The 18569-nt window shown below is 60.3% G+C and carries 18 protein-coding genes, 1 tRNA gene and 3 pseudogenes; 8 read left to right on the top strand and 14 right to left on the bottom strand.

The annotated features are described in order from the left end of the window. Positions 1–128 precede the first annotated feature (128 nt). The 4 genes from IE125_RS01620 to IE125_RS01605 all read right to left on the bottom strand — a co-directional run bounded on the left by IE125_RS01620 (position 129) and on the right by IE125_RS01605 (position 6057). Positions 129–1013, bottom strand: a complete 885-nt coding sequence (locus tag IE125_RS01620) for a glycine betaine ABC transporter substrate-binding protein (RefSeq protein WP_189442836.1) — start codon at positions 1011–1013, stop codon at positions 129–131. Between the two features lie 67 nt (positions 1014–1080). Further along, positions 1081–1923 (bottom strand): ABC transporter permease, encoded by an 843-nt coding sequence (locus IE125_RS01615; protein ID WP_189443177.1) that lies wholly within the window; start codon positions 1921–1923, stop codon positions 1081–1083. Next, positions 1923–3125, bottom strand: coding sequence for a quaternary amine ABC transporter ATP-binding protein (locus IE125_RS01610; RefSeq protein ID WP_189442835.1), 1203 nt, complete (start codon positions 3123–3125; stop codon positions 1923–1925). Before IE125_RS01610 ends, IE125_RS01615 begins: the two co-directional genes overlap by 1 nt. Positions 3126–3318: 193 nt before the next feature. Beyond that, positions 3319–6057 (bottom strand): bifunctional acetate--CoA ligase family protein/GNAT family N-acetyltransferase, encoded by a 2739-nt coding sequence (locus tag IE125_RS01605; RefSeq protein WP_189442834.1) that lies wholly within the window; start codon positions 6055–6057, stop codon positions 3319–3321. Positions 6058–6240: 183 nt separating this feature from the next. Between IE125_RS01605 and IE125_RS01600 the strand changes: the two genes are divergently transcribed. The 5 genes from IE125_RS01600 (at position 6241) to IE125_RS01580 (ending at position 10154) form a co-directional block, all read left to right on the top strand. Beyond that, on the top strand, positions 6241–7176 hold the full coding sequence (locus IE125_RS01600; RefSeq protein ID WP_189442833.1) for a histone deacetylase family protein: 936 nt from the start codon (positions 6241–6243) through the stop codon (positions 7174–7176). 146 nt (positions 7177–7322) lie between these two features. After that, on the top strand, positions 7323–7955 hold the full coding sequence (locus IE125_RS01595; protein WP_189442832.1) for a helix-turn-helix domain-containing protein: 633 nt from the start codon (positions 7323–7325) through the stop codon (positions 7953–7955). A 153-nt stretch (positions 7956–8108) separates the two neighbouring features. Next, positions 8109–8435 carry a DUF1244 domain-containing protein gene (locus IE125_RS01590; RefSeq protein WP_189442831.1) on the top strand — a complete coding sequence of 109 codons (327 nt, stop codon included), beginning with the start codon at positions 8109–8111 and terminating at the stop codon, positions 8433–8435. Beyond that, entirely contained in the window at positions 8432–8974 is a 543-nt protein-coding gene (gene moaB, locus IE125_RS01585) for a molybdenum cofactor biosynthesis protein B (RefSeq protein ID WP_189442830.1), read from the top strand. The genes IE125_RS01590 and moaB overlap by 4 nt, the downstream gene beginning before the upstream one ends. After that, entirely contained in the window at positions 8967–10154 is a 1188-nt protein-coding gene (locus tag IE125_RS01580) for a molybdopterin molybdotransferase MoeA (RefSeq protein ID WP_189442829.1), read from the top strand. The genes moaB and IE125_RS01580 overlap by 8 nt, the downstream gene beginning before the upstream one ends. Positions 10155–10270: 116 nt before the next feature. Here IE125_RS01580 and IE125_RS01575 read toward each other — a convergent pair whose 3' ends face one another. From IE125_RS01575 to IE125_RS01550, 6 genes are all read right to left on the bottom strand, one after another. Then, positions 10271–10849 carry an acyl carrier protein phosphodiesterase gene (locus tag IE125_RS01575; RefSeq protein ID WP_189442828.1) on the bottom strand — a complete coding sequence of 193 codons (579 nt, stop codon included), beginning with the start codon at positions 10847–10849 and terminating at the stop codon, positions 10271–10273. A gap of 17 nt (positions 10850–10866) precedes the next feature. Beyond that, positions 10867–11223, bottom strand: coding sequence for a TusE/DsrC/DsvC family sulfur relay protein (locus IE125_RS01570; RefSeq protein WP_189442827.1), 357 nt, complete (start codon positions 11221–11223; stop codon positions 10867–10869). Then, positions 11223–11513, bottom strand: coding sequence for a sulfurtransferase complex subunit TusB (gene tusB / locus IE125_RS01565; protein WP_189442826.1), 291 nt, complete (start codon positions 11511–11513; stop codon positions 11223–11225). The genes IE125_RS01570 and tusB overlap by 1 nt, the downstream gene beginning before the upstream one ends. Before the next feature lie 55 nt (positions 11514–11568). After that, on the bottom strand, positions 11569–11955 hold the full coding sequence (tusC, locus tag IE125_RS01560) for a sulfurtransferase complex subunit TusC (RefSeq protein ID WP_189442825.1): 387 nt from the start codon (positions 11953–11955) through the stop codon (positions 11569–11571). After that, positions 11952–12344 (bottom strand): sulfurtransferase complex subunit TusD, encoded by a 393-nt coding sequence (tusD, locus tag IE125_RS01555; RefSeq protein ID WP_189443176.1) that lies wholly within the window; start codon positions 12342–12344, stop codon positions 11952–11954. The genes tusC and tusD overlap by 4 nt, the downstream gene beginning before the upstream one ends. Before the next feature lie 152 nt (positions 12345–12496). Beyond that, positions 12497–13168 carry a Bax inhibitor-1/YccA family protein gene (locus IE125_RS01550; protein ID WP_189442824.1) on the bottom strand — a complete coding sequence of 224 codons (672 nt, stop codon included), beginning with the start codon at positions 13166–13168 and terminating at the stop codon, positions 12497–12499. A gap of 161 nt (positions 13169–13329) precedes the next feature. Between IE125_RS01550 and IE125_RS01545 the strand changes: the two genes are divergently transcribed. Further along, a tRNA-Ser gene (locus IE125_RS01545) sits at positions 13330–13420 on the top strand. Positions 13421–13719: 299 nt separating this feature from the next. On the opposite strand, the pseudogene IE125_RS01540 reads toward IE125_RS01545, so the two are convergent. Together IE125_RS01540 and IE125_RS01535 are read right to left on the bottom strand one after the other, a co-directional pair. Then, positions 13720–14247: pseudogene (locus IE125_RS01540) on the bottom strand (type I restriction enzyme endonuclease domain-containing protein); the annotation flags it as partial. Between the two features lie 18 nt (positions 14248–14265). Next, positions 14266–15428: pseudogene (locus IE125_RS01535) on the bottom strand (IS3 family transposase). A 538-nt stretch (positions 15429–15966) separates the two neighbouring features. Here IE125_RS01535 and IE125_RS01530 point away from each other — a divergent pair. Together IE125_RS01530 and IE125_RS01525 are read left to right on the top strand one after the other, a co-directional pair. Further along, positions 15967–16380 carry a hypothetical protein gene (locus tag IE125_RS01530; RefSeq protein ID WP_189442823.1) on the top strand — a complete coding sequence of 138 codons (414 nt, stop codon included), beginning with the start codon at positions 15967–15969 and terminating at the stop codon, positions 16378–16380. Positions 16381–16578: 198 nt separating this feature from the next. Then, positions 16579–17597, top strand: a pseudogene (locus IE125_RS01525) (DDE-type integrase/transposase/recombinase). Between the two features lie 36 nt (positions 17598–17633). On the opposite strand, the gene IE125_RS01520 reads toward IE125_RS01525, so the two are convergent. Both IE125_RS01520 and IE125_RS01515 read right to left on the bottom strand, forming a co-directional pair. Continuing rightward, the gene (locus IE125_RS01520; protein WP_189442822.1) at positions 17634–18125 is read right to left on the bottom strand and encodes a hypothetical protein; all 492 of its coding nucleotides are present in this window, start codon (positions 18123–18125) and stop codon (positions 17634–17636) included. Continuing rightward, on the bottom strand, positions 18125–18334 hold the full coding sequence (locus tag IE125_RS01515; RefSeq protein ID WP_189442821.1) for a hypothetical protein: 210 nt from the start codon (positions 18332–18334) through the stop codon (positions 18125–18127). The genes IE125_RS01520 and IE125_RS01515 overlap by 1 nt, the downstream gene beginning before the upstream one ends. Between the last annotated feature and the right edge of the window lie 235 nt (positions 18335–18569).

Genomic DNA, 18569 nt, shown 5'->3' with positions numbered 1-18569 from the left:
ACCCCGCCGCCGATCTTTCGACCGGGCGGCGGCGTCTGGCGCGATAGCCTCGGTGACGCGCGTCACCTAAGCGTCAGTCACCTAAGCAACAATCACTTAAGCAACAATCACCGAAGCAACATGGCCGCTTAGCTATCGGTGCCGTCGGTCCACTTGGCGACGACGTCAGGATGCTCTGCAACCCACTTCTTGGCGTTTTCGTACGGGTCGGTGCCATCCTTCTGGTTCATCAGCATGACCTCGCCCATCTGCTCGGGCGTCCAGTGGAAGTTGTCTAGAATCTTGTACGCCTGCGGCATCTCATCCTTCAGACCCTTGTGCACGACGGTATCGATCTCTTCCGCGTCGCCGTAGGCCTTCTTCGGGTCGTCGAGGTACTTGAGATCCCAGCGCGCAAACATCCAGTGCGGGGTCCAGCCGGTGACGACGATCGGCTCCTTGTTCTCGATCGCGTTGCCGAGTGCCGAGGTCATGGCCGCCCCACTGCTCGACTGCAGCGTGAGATCGTCGATGCCATACTCCTTGATGGCGTCTTCGGTCTGCGCCATCAGGCCAGCGCCCGGATCGATACCGACGATCTGGTCGTTGAACTCATCGGCGTGGCTGTTGAGCTCATCGATGGAAGAGATGTCGACGTAGGACGGCACGACCAGGCCAAGCTTGGTTCCCTCGAGGTTCGGGCCGAGGTCTTCGACGCTGTCCTGAACCTGCTTGAGATAATCGCCGTGCGTCGTCGGCAGCCAGGCGGCGACGATCGCATCGGCGTCGCCGGTACCGACCGCCTGCCACATCACCGCGGCCGACAGCGAGCTCATCTTGACGGTGTAGCCTTCCTGCTCGAGAACCGCGCGCACTACGTTGGTCGATGCGACCTCGGAAGCCCACTCGACATAAGCGAGATCGATCGTGCCTTTGCTGTCCTGCGCCTGCGCCACGCCTGCGGCCATGCTTGCACCGGCAGCCATCATCAGCGCCCCGTAGCGTACCGCTTGAGACAATGCGTTGCGTGTCATCGAATTTCCCCTTCTTATGGTTTGTGTACTGCCAACGATGCGGCAGCCGAAGCTGCCGCTCGAAGCCTTACTTGCCTTTCTTCCGACCGCTGAACGACTGCGTCAGTCGATCCAGCAACATCGCCATGATGACCACCGCGATGCCGGCTTCGAAGCCTTCGCCTGGCCGCAGGCGCTGGATAGCCCGCCACACTTCGCTGCCCAGGCCGTTGGCACCGATCATGGCGGCGATGACGACCATCGAGAGCGCCAGCATGATGGTCTGGTTGATGCCGCCCATCAGGGTCGGCAGCGACAGCGGCAGCTGCACCTTGACCAGTTTCTGAGTGCGAGTCGAACCGAAGGCGTCCGCAGCCTCGACCAGGTCTTTCGGCACCTGGCGGATGCCCAGCGTGGTAAAGCGGATCGCCGGCGGCATCGAGAAGATCACCGTGGCGAAGATGCCGGACACGGAGCCGATACCGAAAAACGGAATCGCCGGAATCAGATAGACGAAGGCCGGCATCGTCTGCATGAAATCCAGGATCGGCATGATCACCTTGTAGAAGCGATCGGACACGGCCGCGAGAATGCCGAGCGGCAGCGCAATGATGATCGCGACCAGCGTCGCGATGACGACCAGCGTCAGCGTCTGGATCATCGGATTCCAGAGACCCAGGTTCCAGATCAGCGACAGCCCGAGCAGCGCGCCGATCGCCAGCCGGCGACCGCTCAGCTTCCAGCAGAGCAGAATCACCAGCGCCATCAGGGCCCATTCAGGCAACCACATCAACCCGTCGTTGAGCAAATTGATGCCAGCCTGGGTGGTACGGGAAATGGCCCGCGTCACGCCCGAGAACTCGGAGGTCAAAAAGTCGAGACCGCCCTCGATCCAGTCGCCGAGCGGAATTCTAGGAATATCGAAGTCCATCATGCGTCTCCCGCTTCAGCCAGTTGTTCGAGTACCGCGCCCTTGACGACCACGCCCAGCAGGCGGCTATCTTCATCGATCACGGCAATGGGATAGCTCTTGGCGGAGAACATGGAGTAGAGCGTCGAAAGCGGCTCGTCGGGCCCGACGCTCGGGAAATCCTTGTCGATCAGCTCCATGATCGAGTCCTTCCCGGCCTTGGCGGCCTCATCGGCCTTCTCGGCTTCGACGATGCCCAGCAGCTTGCGCTCGGAATCGACCACGTAGATGGAATCCAGGCTGTGCTCGACCATCTTGCGCAAGGCCGTGCGCGGTCCGTCTTCGCTGCGCGCGGTGGAACGTACCGGACGCATGGCACGGCGCGCCGTGACGACGCGCGACCTGTCGACGCCTTCGGTGAAGCGGGCAACATAGTCATCCGCCGGGCGCGTCAGGATCTCCTCGGGCGTGCCGATCTGCACGATTTCGCCATCGCGCAGCAGGATGATCCGATCACCGATGTTCAACGCCTCGTCGAGGTCATGGGTGATGAAGATCGTGGTCTTCTTCATCCGATGCTGAAGCTCGATCAGCTCCTGCTGCATGTCGCGCCGGATCAGCGGGTCGAGCGCCGAAAATGCTTCATCCATCAGCAGCACGCTGGCGTCGTTCGCCAGCGCACGAGCCAGGCCGACACGCTGCTGCATACCGCCGGAGAGCTGGCTCGGGTAGGCATCTTCCCACCCTTCGAGCCCGACCTGCTTGAGCGCATTCTTCGCCGTTTCGGCTCTCTTTGCCTTGTCGATGCCGCGAATCTCGAGGCCATATTCGGCGTTGAGCTGCACGGTCCGGTGGGGGAACAGGGCAAAATTCTGGAACACCATCGAGAAGTGGCGACGCCGGCACTGCAGCAGCGCCTTCTCGTTGAGCTGAGGGATGTTCTCGCCCTCGATGATGATGTCGCCTTCGGACGGATCGATCAGCCGGTTAAGGCAGCGGATCAAGGTCGACTTGCCGGAGCCGGAGAGGCCCATGATGACGAGAAGCTCGCCTTCCCGGACATCGAAATTGATATTGGACAAGCCAAGGGTCTGGCCGGTCTTCTCGAGAATCTGGGCTCGGTTGAGACCCTCGTCACGCAGTTTGAGCGCCTTTCGGGTGTCGTCGCCGAACACCTTGCTCAAGTTGCGCACTTGAATCTTGGTTTGCTGTGTGTCGGTCATGGTAGGCCTGATTGGCTAAGCAGAAGGTTCCACGCGGCGTGTCCAGCCACGTTTCGAACGGTATCCGTTAGTGTTGTTTGGTTTCACATCATACGGTTTTATCAATAACCCTTCAAACGACAATATCTTATAATTGAATGAGTATTCAAGTTCCCTCTTGCGGCCCGTTTGCCGGTAAACGCCCCTCTTCACCTCAATCCATCGCGGCCTCCAGGCGATGACGCTGCCAGTCACTGCGAGGCGCGTTCAGCTCGAGTGTTGCTTCGATGACCCCCTCCTCGATATTGCTCTTGAGTACGAAACCGAGTCCGACGAGCAGATGTCGCATCGGCAAGTTGTCGGCCAGTATCGTACCTGTCATCGCCAACGTGCCGGCCTGGCGGCTGTAACGGATGATCTTCTCCATCAACAGCCGACCCAGCCCGATACCGTGGAAGTCATCGCGCACGATGATCGAAAACTCGGTACGAATGTTGTCGGCATCGTTCCACACCCTCACGACACCGAGCATCTCCTCTCGGTCATCACGTCGCGTCACCGCGATGAACGCCATCTGGCGGTCGTAATTGATCTGACTCAGCTGTGCCAGCTCGCGGGGGGACAGAACCGCCTTGTGGTGAAAGTAGCGATAGCGAATGCTCTGCTCGGAGAGGAAGGTATGAAAGTGCGTGATGAGCGGCGCATCTTCACCGCGGATCGGCCGAATCTCGATCGATAGCCCCGCCAGCATCACCGTTTCCGCCAGCTCCTCCGGGTACGGCATGATCGCCTGCACCGTGACCGGCCCGAGGTCGAGCGCGTAGTCGACCGCCGTGATGCCATCGGCATTCAGCAGCAGCGGATTGATCTCGAGCCCGCGCAGCCGCGGCAGATCCGCGATCATCTGAGAGAGCTTCACGAGCATGCGGCACACCTGATCCAGCGCCAACTCGGGATCGCCGGCATGCTCGCGAATCAGGTCACCGGCGTGCGTTCTCTCGACCAGCTCCTTCGCCAGACGCAGGTTGAGCGGCGGTAATGCGATCTGGCGGTCGGCCATGACATCCACCTTATAGCCACCCACGCCGAAAACGATCACGGGCCCAAACTCCGCATCGCGGGTAATGCCGGCACAGAGCTGCAGCGATTGCTTGCCACGCTGCATCGTCTGCAGACAGTAGCTGTAAAGCGAACTGCCGGGGTTCTCCCTGGCCACTCTCTCCCCCAGGCGGACGACTGCATCGACCACTGCCCCCGGCTGTTCGATATCCTGAATCAGCGACGAGGCCGGGAGCGAGGATTCTCGCTGATCACGAAATGGCAGGCAGTTGCCACTATGCACCGCCTTGACGGCCCAGGGGCCGCAGAGCCGCGCCGTGGCGTGCTCGACCGCCTCCAGATCCGCAGCGTACAGACTGGGAGCCGATGAAATACCGTAGGCCGCCAGCACTTCGCCGGTCTCCTGATGCGTCAGGTGGTCGCGATCCCGCGCCAGCGCTTCGTCGATCAAGGCATGGCAGCGCTCACGCGCGTCGGTTCCAGCTGCGAGCGGCAGTGACGGCGGCGTCTCCTGCAGCAGTCGCTGCACGCGACGATAACGGGCGAGATGAAGAAAGGCCCGAACGGCCTTTTCCGGCGAGATATAGCTGGGAACACCGGCGCGGTTGCAGACGCTGCGTCCCGCCAGCGCCTCCTTGAGCCCCATCCAGCTCACCAGAACGCGATGACGAAAACGCGAAACGGCTTCCACCAGCGCTTCGGCGGTTTCCCTGGCGGGCGCCAATCGGGTGGGCGCGTGCAGCATGAGCACGGCATCGACGCCGGGGTCACGCGTCACCAGCTCCAGCGCCGCGATAAAATCCGCCGGTCTTGCACTGCCGCCGAGGTCGACTGGGTTCTGTCCTGGCCGGCTCCTGTCCAGAGAGGCCGACACCAAGCCTCTTGCGGTCTCGTCGCTGAGGACCGCCAGCTGGCCGCCGCCTTCGATGAGCTTGTCGATCGCCAGCAGCGCGGGCCCGACGCCGTTGGAGACGATGGCCAGGCGATCACTCCGCGGCGGTTTGAACCGCGACAGCGTCTCGAGCGCATCGAACAGCTCGTCGGAGTCCTCGACGCGCACGACGCCGGCTCGCGCCAGCGCCGCATCGACGACCTCGTCGCGCTGCGCGATGCCCGGCGTGGGCGGCAAGGCATCAAGGGTCGCTTCGGCCGTTCGTCCGCTCTTGATCGCCAGAACGAGTCGATTACGCGAGGCTTCGCGGATCGCGGTCATGAAATGCCGCGCGTTGCGAATGCTCTCGAGATGCAGCAGCAGCGAGCGGCAGCGCGTCGACTGATTGAGATAGTCGATGACGTCGGCGAGCTGCACGTCGACGCTGTCACCGAGCGTCACCAGGTGAGAAAACCCCACGTCGCGGCCTGCGGCCCAATCGATCATGGCGTTTCCCAGCATGCCGGACTGCCCCAGGTAGGCCACATTGCCGTCGGCAATCGGCTGTCCCGCGTAAGTCGCGTTGAGACGGGTCGACGGAACCGCGATTCCCAAACACTCCGGCCCCATGATGCGCATGCCGGAAGCCAAGGCGGCGCGCTGCAGGCGCTGCCGCAGTGTTTCGACGCCAGCGCCTTCATCCGTCGAGACGCCGCCGGAAAGCACCAGCGCTGCGCGCACGCCGAATGCCGAGAGCCGAGTCAGGACGGTGGGTACGCTTTTCAGTGGCGAGCAGACGATCGCCAGTTCCGGAACCTCCGGCAGCTCGGACTCGCGGCGGTAGCAGGCAACGCCGTGGACGCTGTCATAACCCCGCGGGTTGACCGCCCACACCGGCCCGGGAAATCCGGCCTCCAACACATTGTTCAGGACGACGCCTCCTATCGACTCGGGCCTGGGCGAGGCGCCAATGACAACCAGCGAACGGGGCGCGAAAAAACGGCGCAGAAATTGCGTGGCCACGGCGGACCTCACGACATCGACTGAAGTTGCCTCAACCCTACACGTTCCCGCTATCGGCGTTGAGCCCTGCGACCAAGGTCGACAACTGCCGAGCCGAACGAGTCAGGTCACGAAGGTTGAGTTACGCTGGTCGTCTGCCACCGAAGAGATTCCTCGACGCTGCCCGACGGATCGGACCCTGCCATGATCACGACGTATCTCACGCACCCGGATGTCGCACTCCACGACATGGGGCCCAACCATCCCGAGTCCCCCATGCGGCTCGAGGCCATCCGCGCTCGATTGATGCTGAGCGGTGTACTGCAACAGACCGTCCAATCCGAACCGGCAGCGGCGGACACACTCGCTCTCGAGCGGGTTCACGCAAGAGACTACCTCAGCTCGCTGGAAGCCAGGCGGCCGCAAAACGGCCTTCATGAGCTCGATTCCGACACGCGACTGGGGCCGCATTCATTGGCGGTGGCTCGGCTTGCGACCGGCGCCGCCATCCGCGGGGTCGATCTGGTATGCCGCAACCGTAGCGACAATGTCTTCTGCGCGATGCGACCGCCGGGCCACCATGCCGAACGCGACCAGGCCATGGGATTCTGTTTTTATAATCATGTGGCGGTGGCCGCCGCCCATGCTGGGGCAAGCTATGGAATCGAACGTATCGCCATTCTCGATTTCGATGTTCATCAGGGCAACGGCACGCTCGATATCTTTCATGATGATCCCGGTGTGCTGATCTGCAGCAGCTACCAGGAAGGCTTTTATCCCTGGCGCTACCTGGACGGCCACTGGCCCAATGTCATCAATTCGCCGTTTCCCATCGGCACCGACGGTGCCAGCTATCGCAAGGTCGTCGAGCGAGACTGGCTACCGGCCTTGGAGGCTTACCGGCCCCAGCTCGTCCTGCTCTCCAGTGGCTTCGATGCGCACCGAGAAGATCCGCTGGGGCAGCTCGCGCTCGATCATGAAGATTTCCACTGGATCACCTCGCTGGCGATGGACGTCGCCAGATGCCACGCGGGCGGCAAGCTGGTTTCCGTTCTCGAGGGAGGCTACAACCTCAAGGCGTTACCGATCAGCGTCGAGGCGCATCTGCTGGCGCTTCTCGGTCAGGCCTGTCATCTCTAGTCCCGCTGTCTTGTCAATGTCGTCGGCCGGCTTGGTTCGCCGGGCGGCGGAGCGACAAGGCCCGCTGTGATATCCTTGCCGCCCCTGCCCTCACGCAGGCGCCACTCGCCCTTCACTCGACATATTCACTCGACATAGAGAATTTCATGGCCGCCAGCAACGATCAGGAAGCCGCGCTGCGCATTGCCTCCGGGCGCAAGGCGTTCGTCGAGCCTTTGCGATTGGGCGATCGTCTCAAGGAGATCCGGCTCGCCAATCAATGGACGCTCGGCGACGTCAGCGCGCGCACCGGCCTGGCCCGATCGACGCTCTCGAAAATCGAGAACGACCAGATCTCGCCGACATTCAGCGCCGTCCAGAAGCTGATCGCCGGACTGGACATCGATCTCCCGCAGCTACTGACGCCAACCAAACCCCAGCTGCAGTCCCGCGGGCGTCGGGACTTGACCGCTCGCGGCGACGGCAGGCAGCACCCGACGCCCACTTACGAGCACGAGCTGCTCTCGTGGCAGCTGGCGCAGAAACGCATGATCCCGTTCAAGACCATCGTGCGTGCGCGCAGCTTTGGCGAGTTTCAGGAGTGGGTTCGTCACGACGGCGAGGAGTTTCTGATGGTGCTCGAGGGCGATATCCTCATCTATTCTGAATTCTACGAACCGCTGGCGATGAGCACCGGCGACTCGCTCTACTTCGATAGCGACATGGGCCACGCTCTGGTATCGACCAGCGAGGCCGACGCGGTGGTGCTGTCGGTGTGCACCCCCGGCGACGGGTACTGATACGCTCCCTCAAGCGGGTATTGGAACTTGTCCCGGCGACGGTGCTGGCCTGAGCCCCATCGTCTCGGCTGCGCGAGCCCTTGCGCCCCGTCGTAACGCCGACGACCACGTATTGCCGACGATCACGTTGACGACCAACCTGGGAGTCCCCCAATGCATCAATTTAACGATCAAACACGCACCGAGCTGGAAGCCGCGGCCTTCCGTCACCTGCTGCGCCACCTCGATGCCAACAAGGACGTGCAGAACATCGATCTGATGATTCTCGCCGACTTCTGCCGAAACTGTCTGTCGAAGTGGCTGGTCGAGGCCGCCGGCGAGCGCGGCGAGACACTCGACTACGAAGCCGCGCGTGAATACGTCTACGGCATGCCGTACAGCGAGTGGAAACAGCACCATCAGCCGCCGGCGACCGATGAACAACTCGCCGCACTCGAGGCCCGCCAGGCACGCAAGCAAACCAAGGACGACAACGCATGAGCGACGCCCAAGCTGCCGAGCCGATGATCGGCCTGTCGATCGCCGTACTGACGGTGTCGGACACCCGTGACGAGGCCAGCGATCGCTCGGGGCAACTGTTGGTGGAGCGACTCGAGACCGCCGGACACCGGCTCGCCGCCAAGCGCATCGTGCCCGACGACATCTACCAAATTCGGGCCGTCGTCTCGGCCTGGATCGCCGATCCTGAGGTTCAAGTGGTCATCACCACCGGCGGTACGGGATTCACGGGGCGCGACTCCACGCCGGAGGCAGTAACGCCGCTGCTCGACAAGACGATCGAGGGATTCGGCGAGCTGTTTCGCCAGCTCTCGTTCGAGGAGATCGGCAGCTCCACCGTCCAGAGCCGCTGCCTGGGCGGACTGGCCAATGCCACCGTGCTGTTCTGTCTACCCGGTTCGACCGGCGCCTGCCGGACGGCATGGGAGCGAATTCTCGTGGAGCAGCTCGATAGCCGCCATCGCCCCTGCAACTTTGCCAACCTGGTCATTCCCGAAAGAGGCACGCATCGACATGGCTGAGCTGGCAAGCGTCGAGCAGGCGCTCGAGGCGCTGCTGCGCAACGTCGAACGTCTCGACAACGAGTGGATCGATTGCCGGGACGCCGATGGTCGCGTACTCGCGAGTGACATCTCGGCTCGCCTCGACGTCCCGCCGGCCGACAACAGCGCGATGGATGGCTATGCCCTCGCCAGCGCGGACTCGGGCAAGACACTGCGAATCTCTCAGCGTATTCCGGCTGGACAGGCGCCCGCCCCGCTCGAGCCGGGCACCTGCGCCCGCATTTTCACCGGCAGCGAGATTCCCCCCGGCGCAGACTGCGTGGCGATCCAGGAGAATGTCTCGGTGGATGGCGAGCAGGCAGCCATTCCGCCCACCGAACCGCACCAGAACGTTCGCCAGCGCGGGCTGGACGTCAGCGTCGGCGCGCGGCTGCTCGAGCGTGGCACGAAGCTCGGCGCCGCCTCGCTCGGCTTGCTGGCCGGCCAGGGCATCGCGCAAGTGGAAGTCGTGCGGCGCCCACGGGTAGCCGTTCTGCTGACCGGCGACGAGATCATCGAACCGGGCACGGCGTTGAAACGCGGTCAGATCTACAACAGTAACGGCCCCATGCTGACCGCCCTGATTGCGCGTTTCGGTGGCCTCGTCGTCGAACAGGTCCGGGTCGCGGATGACTTCAGCAACACCGTCGAACGACTGCGAGGAGCGGCCGCCGCCGCCGACGTCATCGTCACGACCGGCGGTGTCAGCGTCGGCGAGGAAGATCACGTCAAGCCGGCGCTGGAGCAGCTCGGCACGCTGTCTCTGTGGCGATTGGCGATGCGGCCCGGCAAGCCGCTGGCCCTGGGCACGATAGGCCAGGCGAGCGTCGTTGGTCTGCCCGGCAATCCGGTATCGAGTTATGTCGGCGCCTGGCTCTATCTGCGACCGCTGTTGGGGCGCCTTCAAGGCTGCGCCGCGATGGCGGCCCTGCCGCAGCTAGAGGCAACCGCCAACTTCGCCACGCGAACTCAGGCCCGACGCCACTACATGCGCGTGACGCTGACCTTCGCGGACGGCCGAATCCTCGCCGACGCCTATCCGGAGCAGAGTTCTGCCGTACTCACCTCTTGTGCGACCACCAACGCGCTGGCCGTCGTACCGCCGGATAGCGTTATCGAGCCAGGCGACCCCGTATCCTGTCTGTGGCTGCAAGCCTGAGGGAATGAGGCGCAAGGCACTGACTGGGACAATGTCAGCAAGGGAGACGCCGGGGAAGGCGTCGATCCAGAGACCGATCGGCGTCGCCTCACGACACCCGGCACGCCTGGCTCGTTCTATCGCTGACGGTGGGAAGTCGCCGTAGGGGTGTCGGAGAAACGCGCCTGCATATCCGGCCAGAGTATGACGAACGCCCTTTCCAGACGGCCATACTCCACCGTTAGCCACGGCACGAGATTTTCGAGATGGTTTTCGCCCCGCAGTCGCTGCCCGATCCCGGCAATGGCGCGGCAGGTGAAGTTGAAATCGGCATACCTGTTGAGCCAATCGCCTTCGATCATCGCGGGTACCAGGGTGGCCAGCCGCGCAGGCGCTCGCCGGGCTTCGAGAATGCGATAGCAGCGCTTGACGAGCGCGGGGTCCGGCTGCCGACTGGCGAGGAAGTGATCCCACACCAAATCCAGCGCAATGCCGACGAACCGCCGTTCAGCGGCGGGCGCCGAGTGGCGCAGCCTCAGGACTTCCGCGTGGCTGTCGATCGCCGCGTCAACCTGCCGATGATGACGAATGCCTGCCGCCGCCGCAGCCGACCAACCCTCGAACCGGCTTCCCTTGACGCCATCGGCGATCAGGTTGCCGTGGAGAAACTCATCGTCTCCCTGCCGTGAAAGCCAGGCATGTGCCAGGAAATTCATCGCAAGCGTCTCGCGCGCTACAGGCAGTTGGTGGGCTTGGGCAGCCCGGCCAGTCTGGCGACGATCTTGGCCGGTGTCTCGCGGGAGTCGCTTCCGGGAAAGAGCCGCATCAGGTAAAGCGATGACGCTTTATCCTCGCCCAGACTCTGGCGCATGGCTTTCACCAGCGGGCGCATGGCCGGCGCCGCTTCATAGCGCTGATAGAATGCCCGCATCAGATCGATCACCTCCCAGTGATCGGGCGTCAGCTCGCGTCCCTCGCTCGCCGCCAGCGCAGTGGCGAGTGCCGGTGACCAATCGGCCAGCGACACCAGGTAGCCCTCTGCGTCCAGCGCAATGGTATTGCCGTCCACCGTCAGCGTTTGCGTCGTCATCAGAACCAGCTCAATGAACGGGAATAAAGTTCGGTCAGCGAGACGAAGCCCGCCATATCGACCACCTCGAGGCTGTCGCCAACCCGCTTCCGCAGGCCACGCGAGACAAGATCTTCCTCCAGCGCCGACACTGCGCCCGCAAAGGGCGCGAGCACATCCTGCCTGCCCGGTAGCGCTGCATAGCAAGCGTCCTCGATCAGCAACACGTGGTCGCCCTTCGAGAAACTCTCGGCCAACGCCTGATAGACAGCGGGATGCTGCGGCGCGCGATTGATCAGGTGCAATATCATGCGTGGGCGTCTTTCCTTCGGTGTCGGCCCGGCAGCAAGTCAGCCACTCGGAGCCTCAGAATACGAGCGTGTACGGGTTCTCGCGCGTCACATGGGCGAGCGTCCGAGAATCCAGCAGCGTCACCGGCAACATCAGGTCATCCGGCTCGAGCCCCCGCTGCAACAGCGCTTCCTCGCTGACCCACAGCGTTTCGATATCGTACATCTCGAGCATGGCAATCTGCGGGTGCGTGCCCTTCTGGCCAAGCGCCCCTGCCTGCTGCCCTGCCATCAGCGCGTAGACACCGTCTGCTTGAAACATCAGCGCCACACGCTTGCCGAAAGCGGCAGCGACCAAGGCCACCTCCAATCCTTCACGCAGCCAGGCACTGCCGTGTGGCGCATGACGCAGGATGACGAGAAGGTCGTGACGCGCGGCGTCGATATTCTGGATCGTGGTCATGGGGCAAACGTCAGCAGTCGGTCGTGACTGAACATCGCATCCACGAGCTGGCCCAAGCCGGTCAACTCGAAAGGCGGCTCGACGTTGGCAGCAGGTTTGCCGTGACGCGCCGCTTCGGCCTCGTCGAGCAGCCCCCGTCGCAGCCCGGCAGCGACGCAGACCAGCAGTGCCGAGCCCTGCTGCGCGTGCAGCTCGCGCCAGCCCGCCTGCAGCGAGAGCTCGTCCTGCGGTGGAGACATCAGCGTCGAGGCGTTATGCACCCCGTCATGATAGAAGAATACGGTCGCCACGCGATGACCACGCTGCGCCAAGGCGCGCGCAAATCGCAGCGCCGACAGCGCCGCCTGATGACCGTAAGGCGCCCCGTGAACCAGCAATGCGTAGCTCAACGGGCGGTGAGTGTCGGGCGAACGGGATGTCATCGGTCTCTCGAAACGATCCGTCTGGAATATCTTGTGAGCATCCTATGGTACCAAACGACAAAACCCCACCGTAGTGGGGTTTGGTCATCACATGATTCGCGATCTTGCTGGATCGCCTGTCAGTCGTCGGACATCACGCCGAGAATCGACAGCAGGCTGAGGAACAGGTTGTAGATCGAGACGTAGAGCGTCACGGTGGCGAGGATGTAGTTCGTTTCGCCCGCCCGATGGACGATCTCGCTGGTCTGGAACAGGATCGCCGCCGAGGAGAACAGCACAAAACCCGCCGACACAGCCAGCGCCAGCCCCGGAATGTTGAACAGCATCGCCGCCACCATGGCCAGCACGAGCACGATGGCACCAGCGACCATGAAGTTACCCAGGAAGCTGAAATCCTTGCGCGTGATCAACGCGACCGCGGAGAGCCCGAGGAACGTCGCTGCCGTCATCCCCAGCGCGGTCATCACTAGCTGCGCGCCATTGGGAATCGACAGGTAGAGATCGATGATCGGGCCCAGCGTGAAGCCCATGAACCCGGTGAAGGCAAAGATCGCGCCGAGACCCGCCGCGGAATTGGCCGTCTTGTGTACCAGGAACATCAGCCCGTAAGCGCCGATGAAGAAAATGAAGATATTGATTTGCGTGATGCCCATCGCCATGGCGGCGCCAGCGGTCACGGCAGAAAACAGCAGCGTCATGGCCAGCAGCATGTAGGTATTGCGCAATACCTTGTTGGTGCTGACCGCACTCGATCGCCGACCGGCGACATCATGCGAAGTACGATAATCCATTGCAGTCCCCTCATTATTGAGTCTTACCCATAGACCAGAATGCCCGCCGGAAGTTCCCTTGACAAGCGCCGCCATCAGCGGTCTTAGCTGATTAACTCTTTGAAAGCTAAATAAAGTCTTGACGAACAGCCGTGCGATGGTAGTATCCCTCGCCGTAAGTCGGAGAGATGGCAGAGCGGTTGAATGCACCGGTCTTGAAAACCGGCGTAGGTTAATAGCCTACCCAGGGTTCGAATCCCTGTCTCTCCGCCACTATTCCCTAAAAACCAGCCGCTTATGGCTGGTTTTTTATTGAGCCCACCAAACAGACCACCAAAAAATCTGCGCTTACGAATGCACCAAGAGCGCTATTCATGCTGGCGGTTCTGTACCCCCCACCCCCTCATTTCGTTCCTGATCGGCCGCCACACCGGCCCACTACCCTCCTATCGAAAAAATTTCGAAATTCCGTTATGGGAAAAGGGGCGTCTACTTCAAGAACGGTGACCTAGCTTCGTCGCCAGGACGTTGATGGGAGTGGTTCAAGCTCACAGGTTCGGACCGCTACCCGGCTAGGCCCGTGCGCTTGAATAAACACTATGGCCGCCGCCGTGGTAGCTCATCAGAATATGTTGGAAGGCTGCTTCGCATTTTTCCTCGTAGACCTTCTCGTCAAAGCTCTCAGGCAAGCCACGATCAAAGACGATCTCCCAGGTACGGCGTACATCGCCCTTTGCCTTCGCCTTCTTCCGCCAGTCCAGAACCAGCTTCTCCTCTGTTAGGGTCTCCAGCAGCTCCCGGCACATAGCCTTCACCTGGGCAATCTCCTTGTCGGTCATCTCGGGAGCAGGCTTGGTGATAATGTCGAACAAGGCCAGCTCTTCCTCGCTTAGCTCCTCACGCATCGCTCGCTTGTCTTCTTCCTGCAGATCCTCGGTGAACTCCATGAGCTGCTGGAAGAAAGTTTCGACGTTGATGCTTCCGGCGTTATAGCGCTCGATCAGCTTCTGAAGCTTCTCCATGAAGTCGGCCCGCGTGGGATTCGCCGCCACCATGGTTTCGAGCTTCTGGTTCAGCAGTGCCCTGAGCTTCTCTGACTCTGTGCGCTTCTGTAGTGGTCAACTAATTCCGGACAGTGAATTGAGTATTTCTTCCGCTCGTGCGGGCGACATGCCGCCGTTGTAATGATGCGGCCGTTGCCGGTTGTAGCGCTCCACCAGATAGAAGCTGATATCTCGTAATGCCTCTTGTGCTGATAGATAGCCGGTCGATGGCATCCATTCGCTCTTGTAGCTGCGGAACAGTCGCTCCATTGGGGCGTTATCCCAGCAGTTACCGCGACGGCTCATGCTCTGCTGTATCCGATAGCGCCACAACCGCTGCCGGAAGGCTCGGCTCGCATACTGGCCACCCTGATCCGAGTGGAAAAGCAGCCCCTGCGGCCTGCCGCGTTGCTCGAAGGCCCTATCTAGCGCCTTGATGGCCAGGGCCGCATCGGGGCGATCAGACAATGCCCACCCGACGACACGTCGTGCATAAAGATCCAGAACGACAGCCAGATAATGCCAACGATGTTGTGCCCAAACGTAGGTGATATCGCCACACCACACCCGGTTGGGCGCATCGACAGTAAATTGACGATTCAAGCGGTTGGGAATGTCGGGCCGCTCGACCGGTGCTCGCCGATAGGCCGGTGGTCGTGGTTGCTGGCAGGTCAGTCCCATCTCCTGCATTAGGCGCCGGATCTTGAAGCGTCCCACATCGAGCCCCGATTCCCGCATCTGCAGCATGATCGTCCGGCTGCCCGCGGAACGCCGGCTTTGGTTAAACAGTTCAGCGATTGTCGCGCGTAATTGTAGTTGCTCGACATCGATTCGTGACCGCTGATGGCGATGCTCGTAATAGCTCGAACGCGCGATATCGAAGGCGCTACAGACCATGTCCACCGGCTCCTGCTCACTCAACTGGTCTATCAGCGCGTACGATCGAGATCGTCCGACATCAAGAGAGCGGTAGCCTTTTTTAGTATCGCTTTCTCCCGCTCCAACCGGTTGATGCGGCGCTCGAGCTCCTGGATTCGCTGCTGCTCGGGGGTCAATGCTTTTGACTTGGGTGTGACGCCACCGCGCTCCGCGCGTAGCTGATCGATCCAGCGTCTCAGAGGCGTTTCACCGACATCGACGGCGCGAGCGGCTTGAGCCACGGAGTAGCCCTACTCAAGTACGAGCCCGGCGGCTTCACGCTTGAACTCGGTGGAGAATGAACGACGTTGTCTGGCCATGGATCACCTCTGCTTTGGTGGCGACGATACCACCTAAATGGGTGTCCGGTTTTAGTGAACCACTACACCAAGCCCAGTTCACGGCGACGCTCCCCAATGGTGACTCGCAGAGTCCAACAACGTTTGGCGCCCGGCCCTATGAATAGATATAAGCCGGATACCCCTCCCACTGCATGACGCCCAGGCTTCGATAAACGCTTTACCTCTAGCGCCGATAGTTTCCGGCTTCTCTTAGGCACCTCAGCCCTCCATCCAGTCCACCATAAAAATTGCTATTGCACAGTATCGGATGGTGCAACGGGGTGCAAAAATCTTGCGTAAGCAATTGATAGAAAGAGGGTATTGATTCATAAAGCGGCTAGATGGTGCGAAAACATGGCAGGCTGTGTCGCCGCCACTTACCCATATATATCAGTAACTTAGAAGGCAGTTTCTAAGCTACCCATCAAACCGCCTTATCAACCGAAAATGATTTTGGGGCGGTTTTCGTATGCGCTGAAACTCTTTATGCTCCCTTTCCAGTACAAGGGAGATACAAATGATAAGAGAAGCTGCGGCATTGGCGATGGTGGCACTGGTTTCAGGTTGCGCGACCCATGCGGTTGGGCCATTGGAAGCAGAGCCTGTATCAACTGACCGTCTGTACGCTTTTCAGCATCAGCCTGACGGCCCTTACGGCACGATCACGCTGCTTCGCGATTCTGGATTCACTGGGGCTGGTTGCGATCAACTAGTAACGATCAATCGACAAAAGGCAGCGGAAATTGAAGACGGCGAGTCGGCGTCTTTTTACCTTAAGCCTGGCCAGGCGCTTTTAGGCGTGGATACGCGGGGGATTTGCGGCGGTGGCCTAAAAGAAGAGGTAGTGAACGTCGAAGAAGGACAAATTTATTATTTTCGCTCCTCGATTGATACAAGCATGTCGCTTGATCTATCCCCTACCATCTACTGATTAATGCAATGTTCAGCCCAATTTAACGGGCGCAATTTTGCGCTCATTGAACGGCGCGAGAGATGTGCTCGTTGAAGGATCGCTTGCTTTTCCCTGTGCGTGCGGCGGTATCGGTACCGGATGATCGGATCGCTTATAGAAATTATTCTCTGCTAGCAGCGAGGGAGCTTCTTCAGCAATTCATCCGGGAGCAGATTCATGGACATCAAGCTGCATAAAAAAGCGATCACGACACCGAAGATCCGTATCGAGATCCAGGCAGCGCCCTCCAGCATCACGGATAGCGAGCTGGCCCGCCGGTATGGTGTCGCCAGCACGACCATACGGCACAGGCGGTATCGTGACGATATCCATCACCGATCGCACACGCGTCACAATTAGCTGGCCACGTTCACCCCCGCGCAGGAGGAGGTGCAGATCGCAACGCGCGAATCCCTTTGCCTCGGTCTGGATGACCTTCTCGTCGTGGCGCGTGAATTCCTGAATTCCCGGCTATCTAGTTCCGGCCTGCATCGTATGCTTCAGCGGCGCGACGTGCCGACACTTGCGGAATTGGCTCAGCAGGACGTTGGAGATGACGAGAATCCGAGATACAAACCCTTCGGAGGCTACGAACCGGGGTATGTGAATATCGACATCAAGCACCTGCCTCAGATGCCCGACGAGGAGCAAAAGCGCTATCTTTACGTCGCCATCGATCGCACCACGCGTTGGGAGTGTCTGGAGATCCGAAGCAGTCAGTCCGCGGAAGGTGCTCGCGCGTTCATGAAGCAGGCAAAAGAGAAGGCCCCTTCAAGACCCTGGCGGTGCTGACTGACAACGGCAAGTCCTTTACCGATCGCTTCATACGTGAAGGTGAGCGCAAGCCGAGCGGCCGGCATCCGTTTGATAAGGAGTGCCAGACACATTGCATCAAACACCGCTTAATCAAGCCGGGAAACCCGCAAACGAACGGCAGGGTGGAGCGCTTCAACAGCCGCATTAGCAAAGTCCAGGAAACTCGGCGTGTGGCTCAGGCGAGGACTTGGAACAGAAGCTGAAACGCTACACGCGGCTGTACAATTACCACATCCCGTAGAAGGCACTACATCATCAACCGCCTATTGCGATGGTGAAAGAATGGCAAACATAAGCGGCCTGATTTATTTACCAAGCGGGTGTTCAATCACACAAGCCCTGACATGCAACCTCCAATACTGACTCATAAGCAAACATAGCCGCTGACATTGGCGGCTATATCAGCTCGAGCGACATCAAACTGGGGAGGTAGCAGGCCCCGCCCCCTCTTTTTCCATTGCCTCGCGCACGATCTCGTAGCAGTCATCAATATGGCTATTGCCCATATACTTCATTGCAGTAAAGCTAATTCCTCCTGCGACGATGCTACCGATGATAGGAACGTACTTCGATACGCTCTTAGTTGCTATCTTCGCACCCATTTTTTTCAAGAGCATAACAATAAGCTCTTTAGTTATATACTTCCCAGCCATCTGACTACCGACGTTAGAAATAGCGGTCATTACAAGTAGCTTAGTATCTGAATCCAGTTCTTCAATTTGCTCCGGGGAAAGACCGAACTTACGATTAATCTTTGGGATGATTTCCATCAGGATAGCAACATCAGAGCCAATGTCGACTCCAGGAATAGGGATGATAGCGGCCCCAGCAGACAAACTGGATCGCTTGGTTACCATCGAGTGGCAAGACTTCTTGATAGCATCAAGCTCTTCAATTGAGTTGATCATCACATCCCTCGTTTTAGCCAAAATTGCTTAGCCATTTCTCTTTTCCAAGAAGGCTCGCCAAAGAAACCATCATTGCAGAAGACTTTTTGCAACTGCTCATCAGACATGGACTTGCAGCGTTCGTAAAAATCACGCCGTTCCTGTGTTATTTCGGCGGCCTTGGACGCTATTTCGCCTACCGCCTTCCCCGCGCTATTGAAAAAACTCATATCCTTCCTCGCATCGTTGTGACCGCCTATAGCGTATCGGCAGGAATGCGAAGAGCTTTAGACTAAATAGTGGAATAGCCGAGGGTATTTCTCCGCCACCTCATTCTACAAAGCCCCATAAGCCCAAACGCTGCGAGGCTTTTTCGTTTGAGCCTGAGTTTCGCTCCCCGCCGTTCAACTTGTTGGGCCTTGCCATCATTCCTCTGACGCTCGGATCGCCATGCGGGAGTGGCAA

This window comes from Salinicola rhizosphaerae, assembly GCF_014652715.1.
In the GTDB taxonomy this organism is placed as follows: Bacteria; Pseudomonadota; Gammaproteobacteria; order Pseudomonadales; family Halomonadaceae; genus Salinicola; species Salinicola rhizosphaerae.
This window is presented reverse-complemented; position numbering and strand designations above follow the sequence as displayed.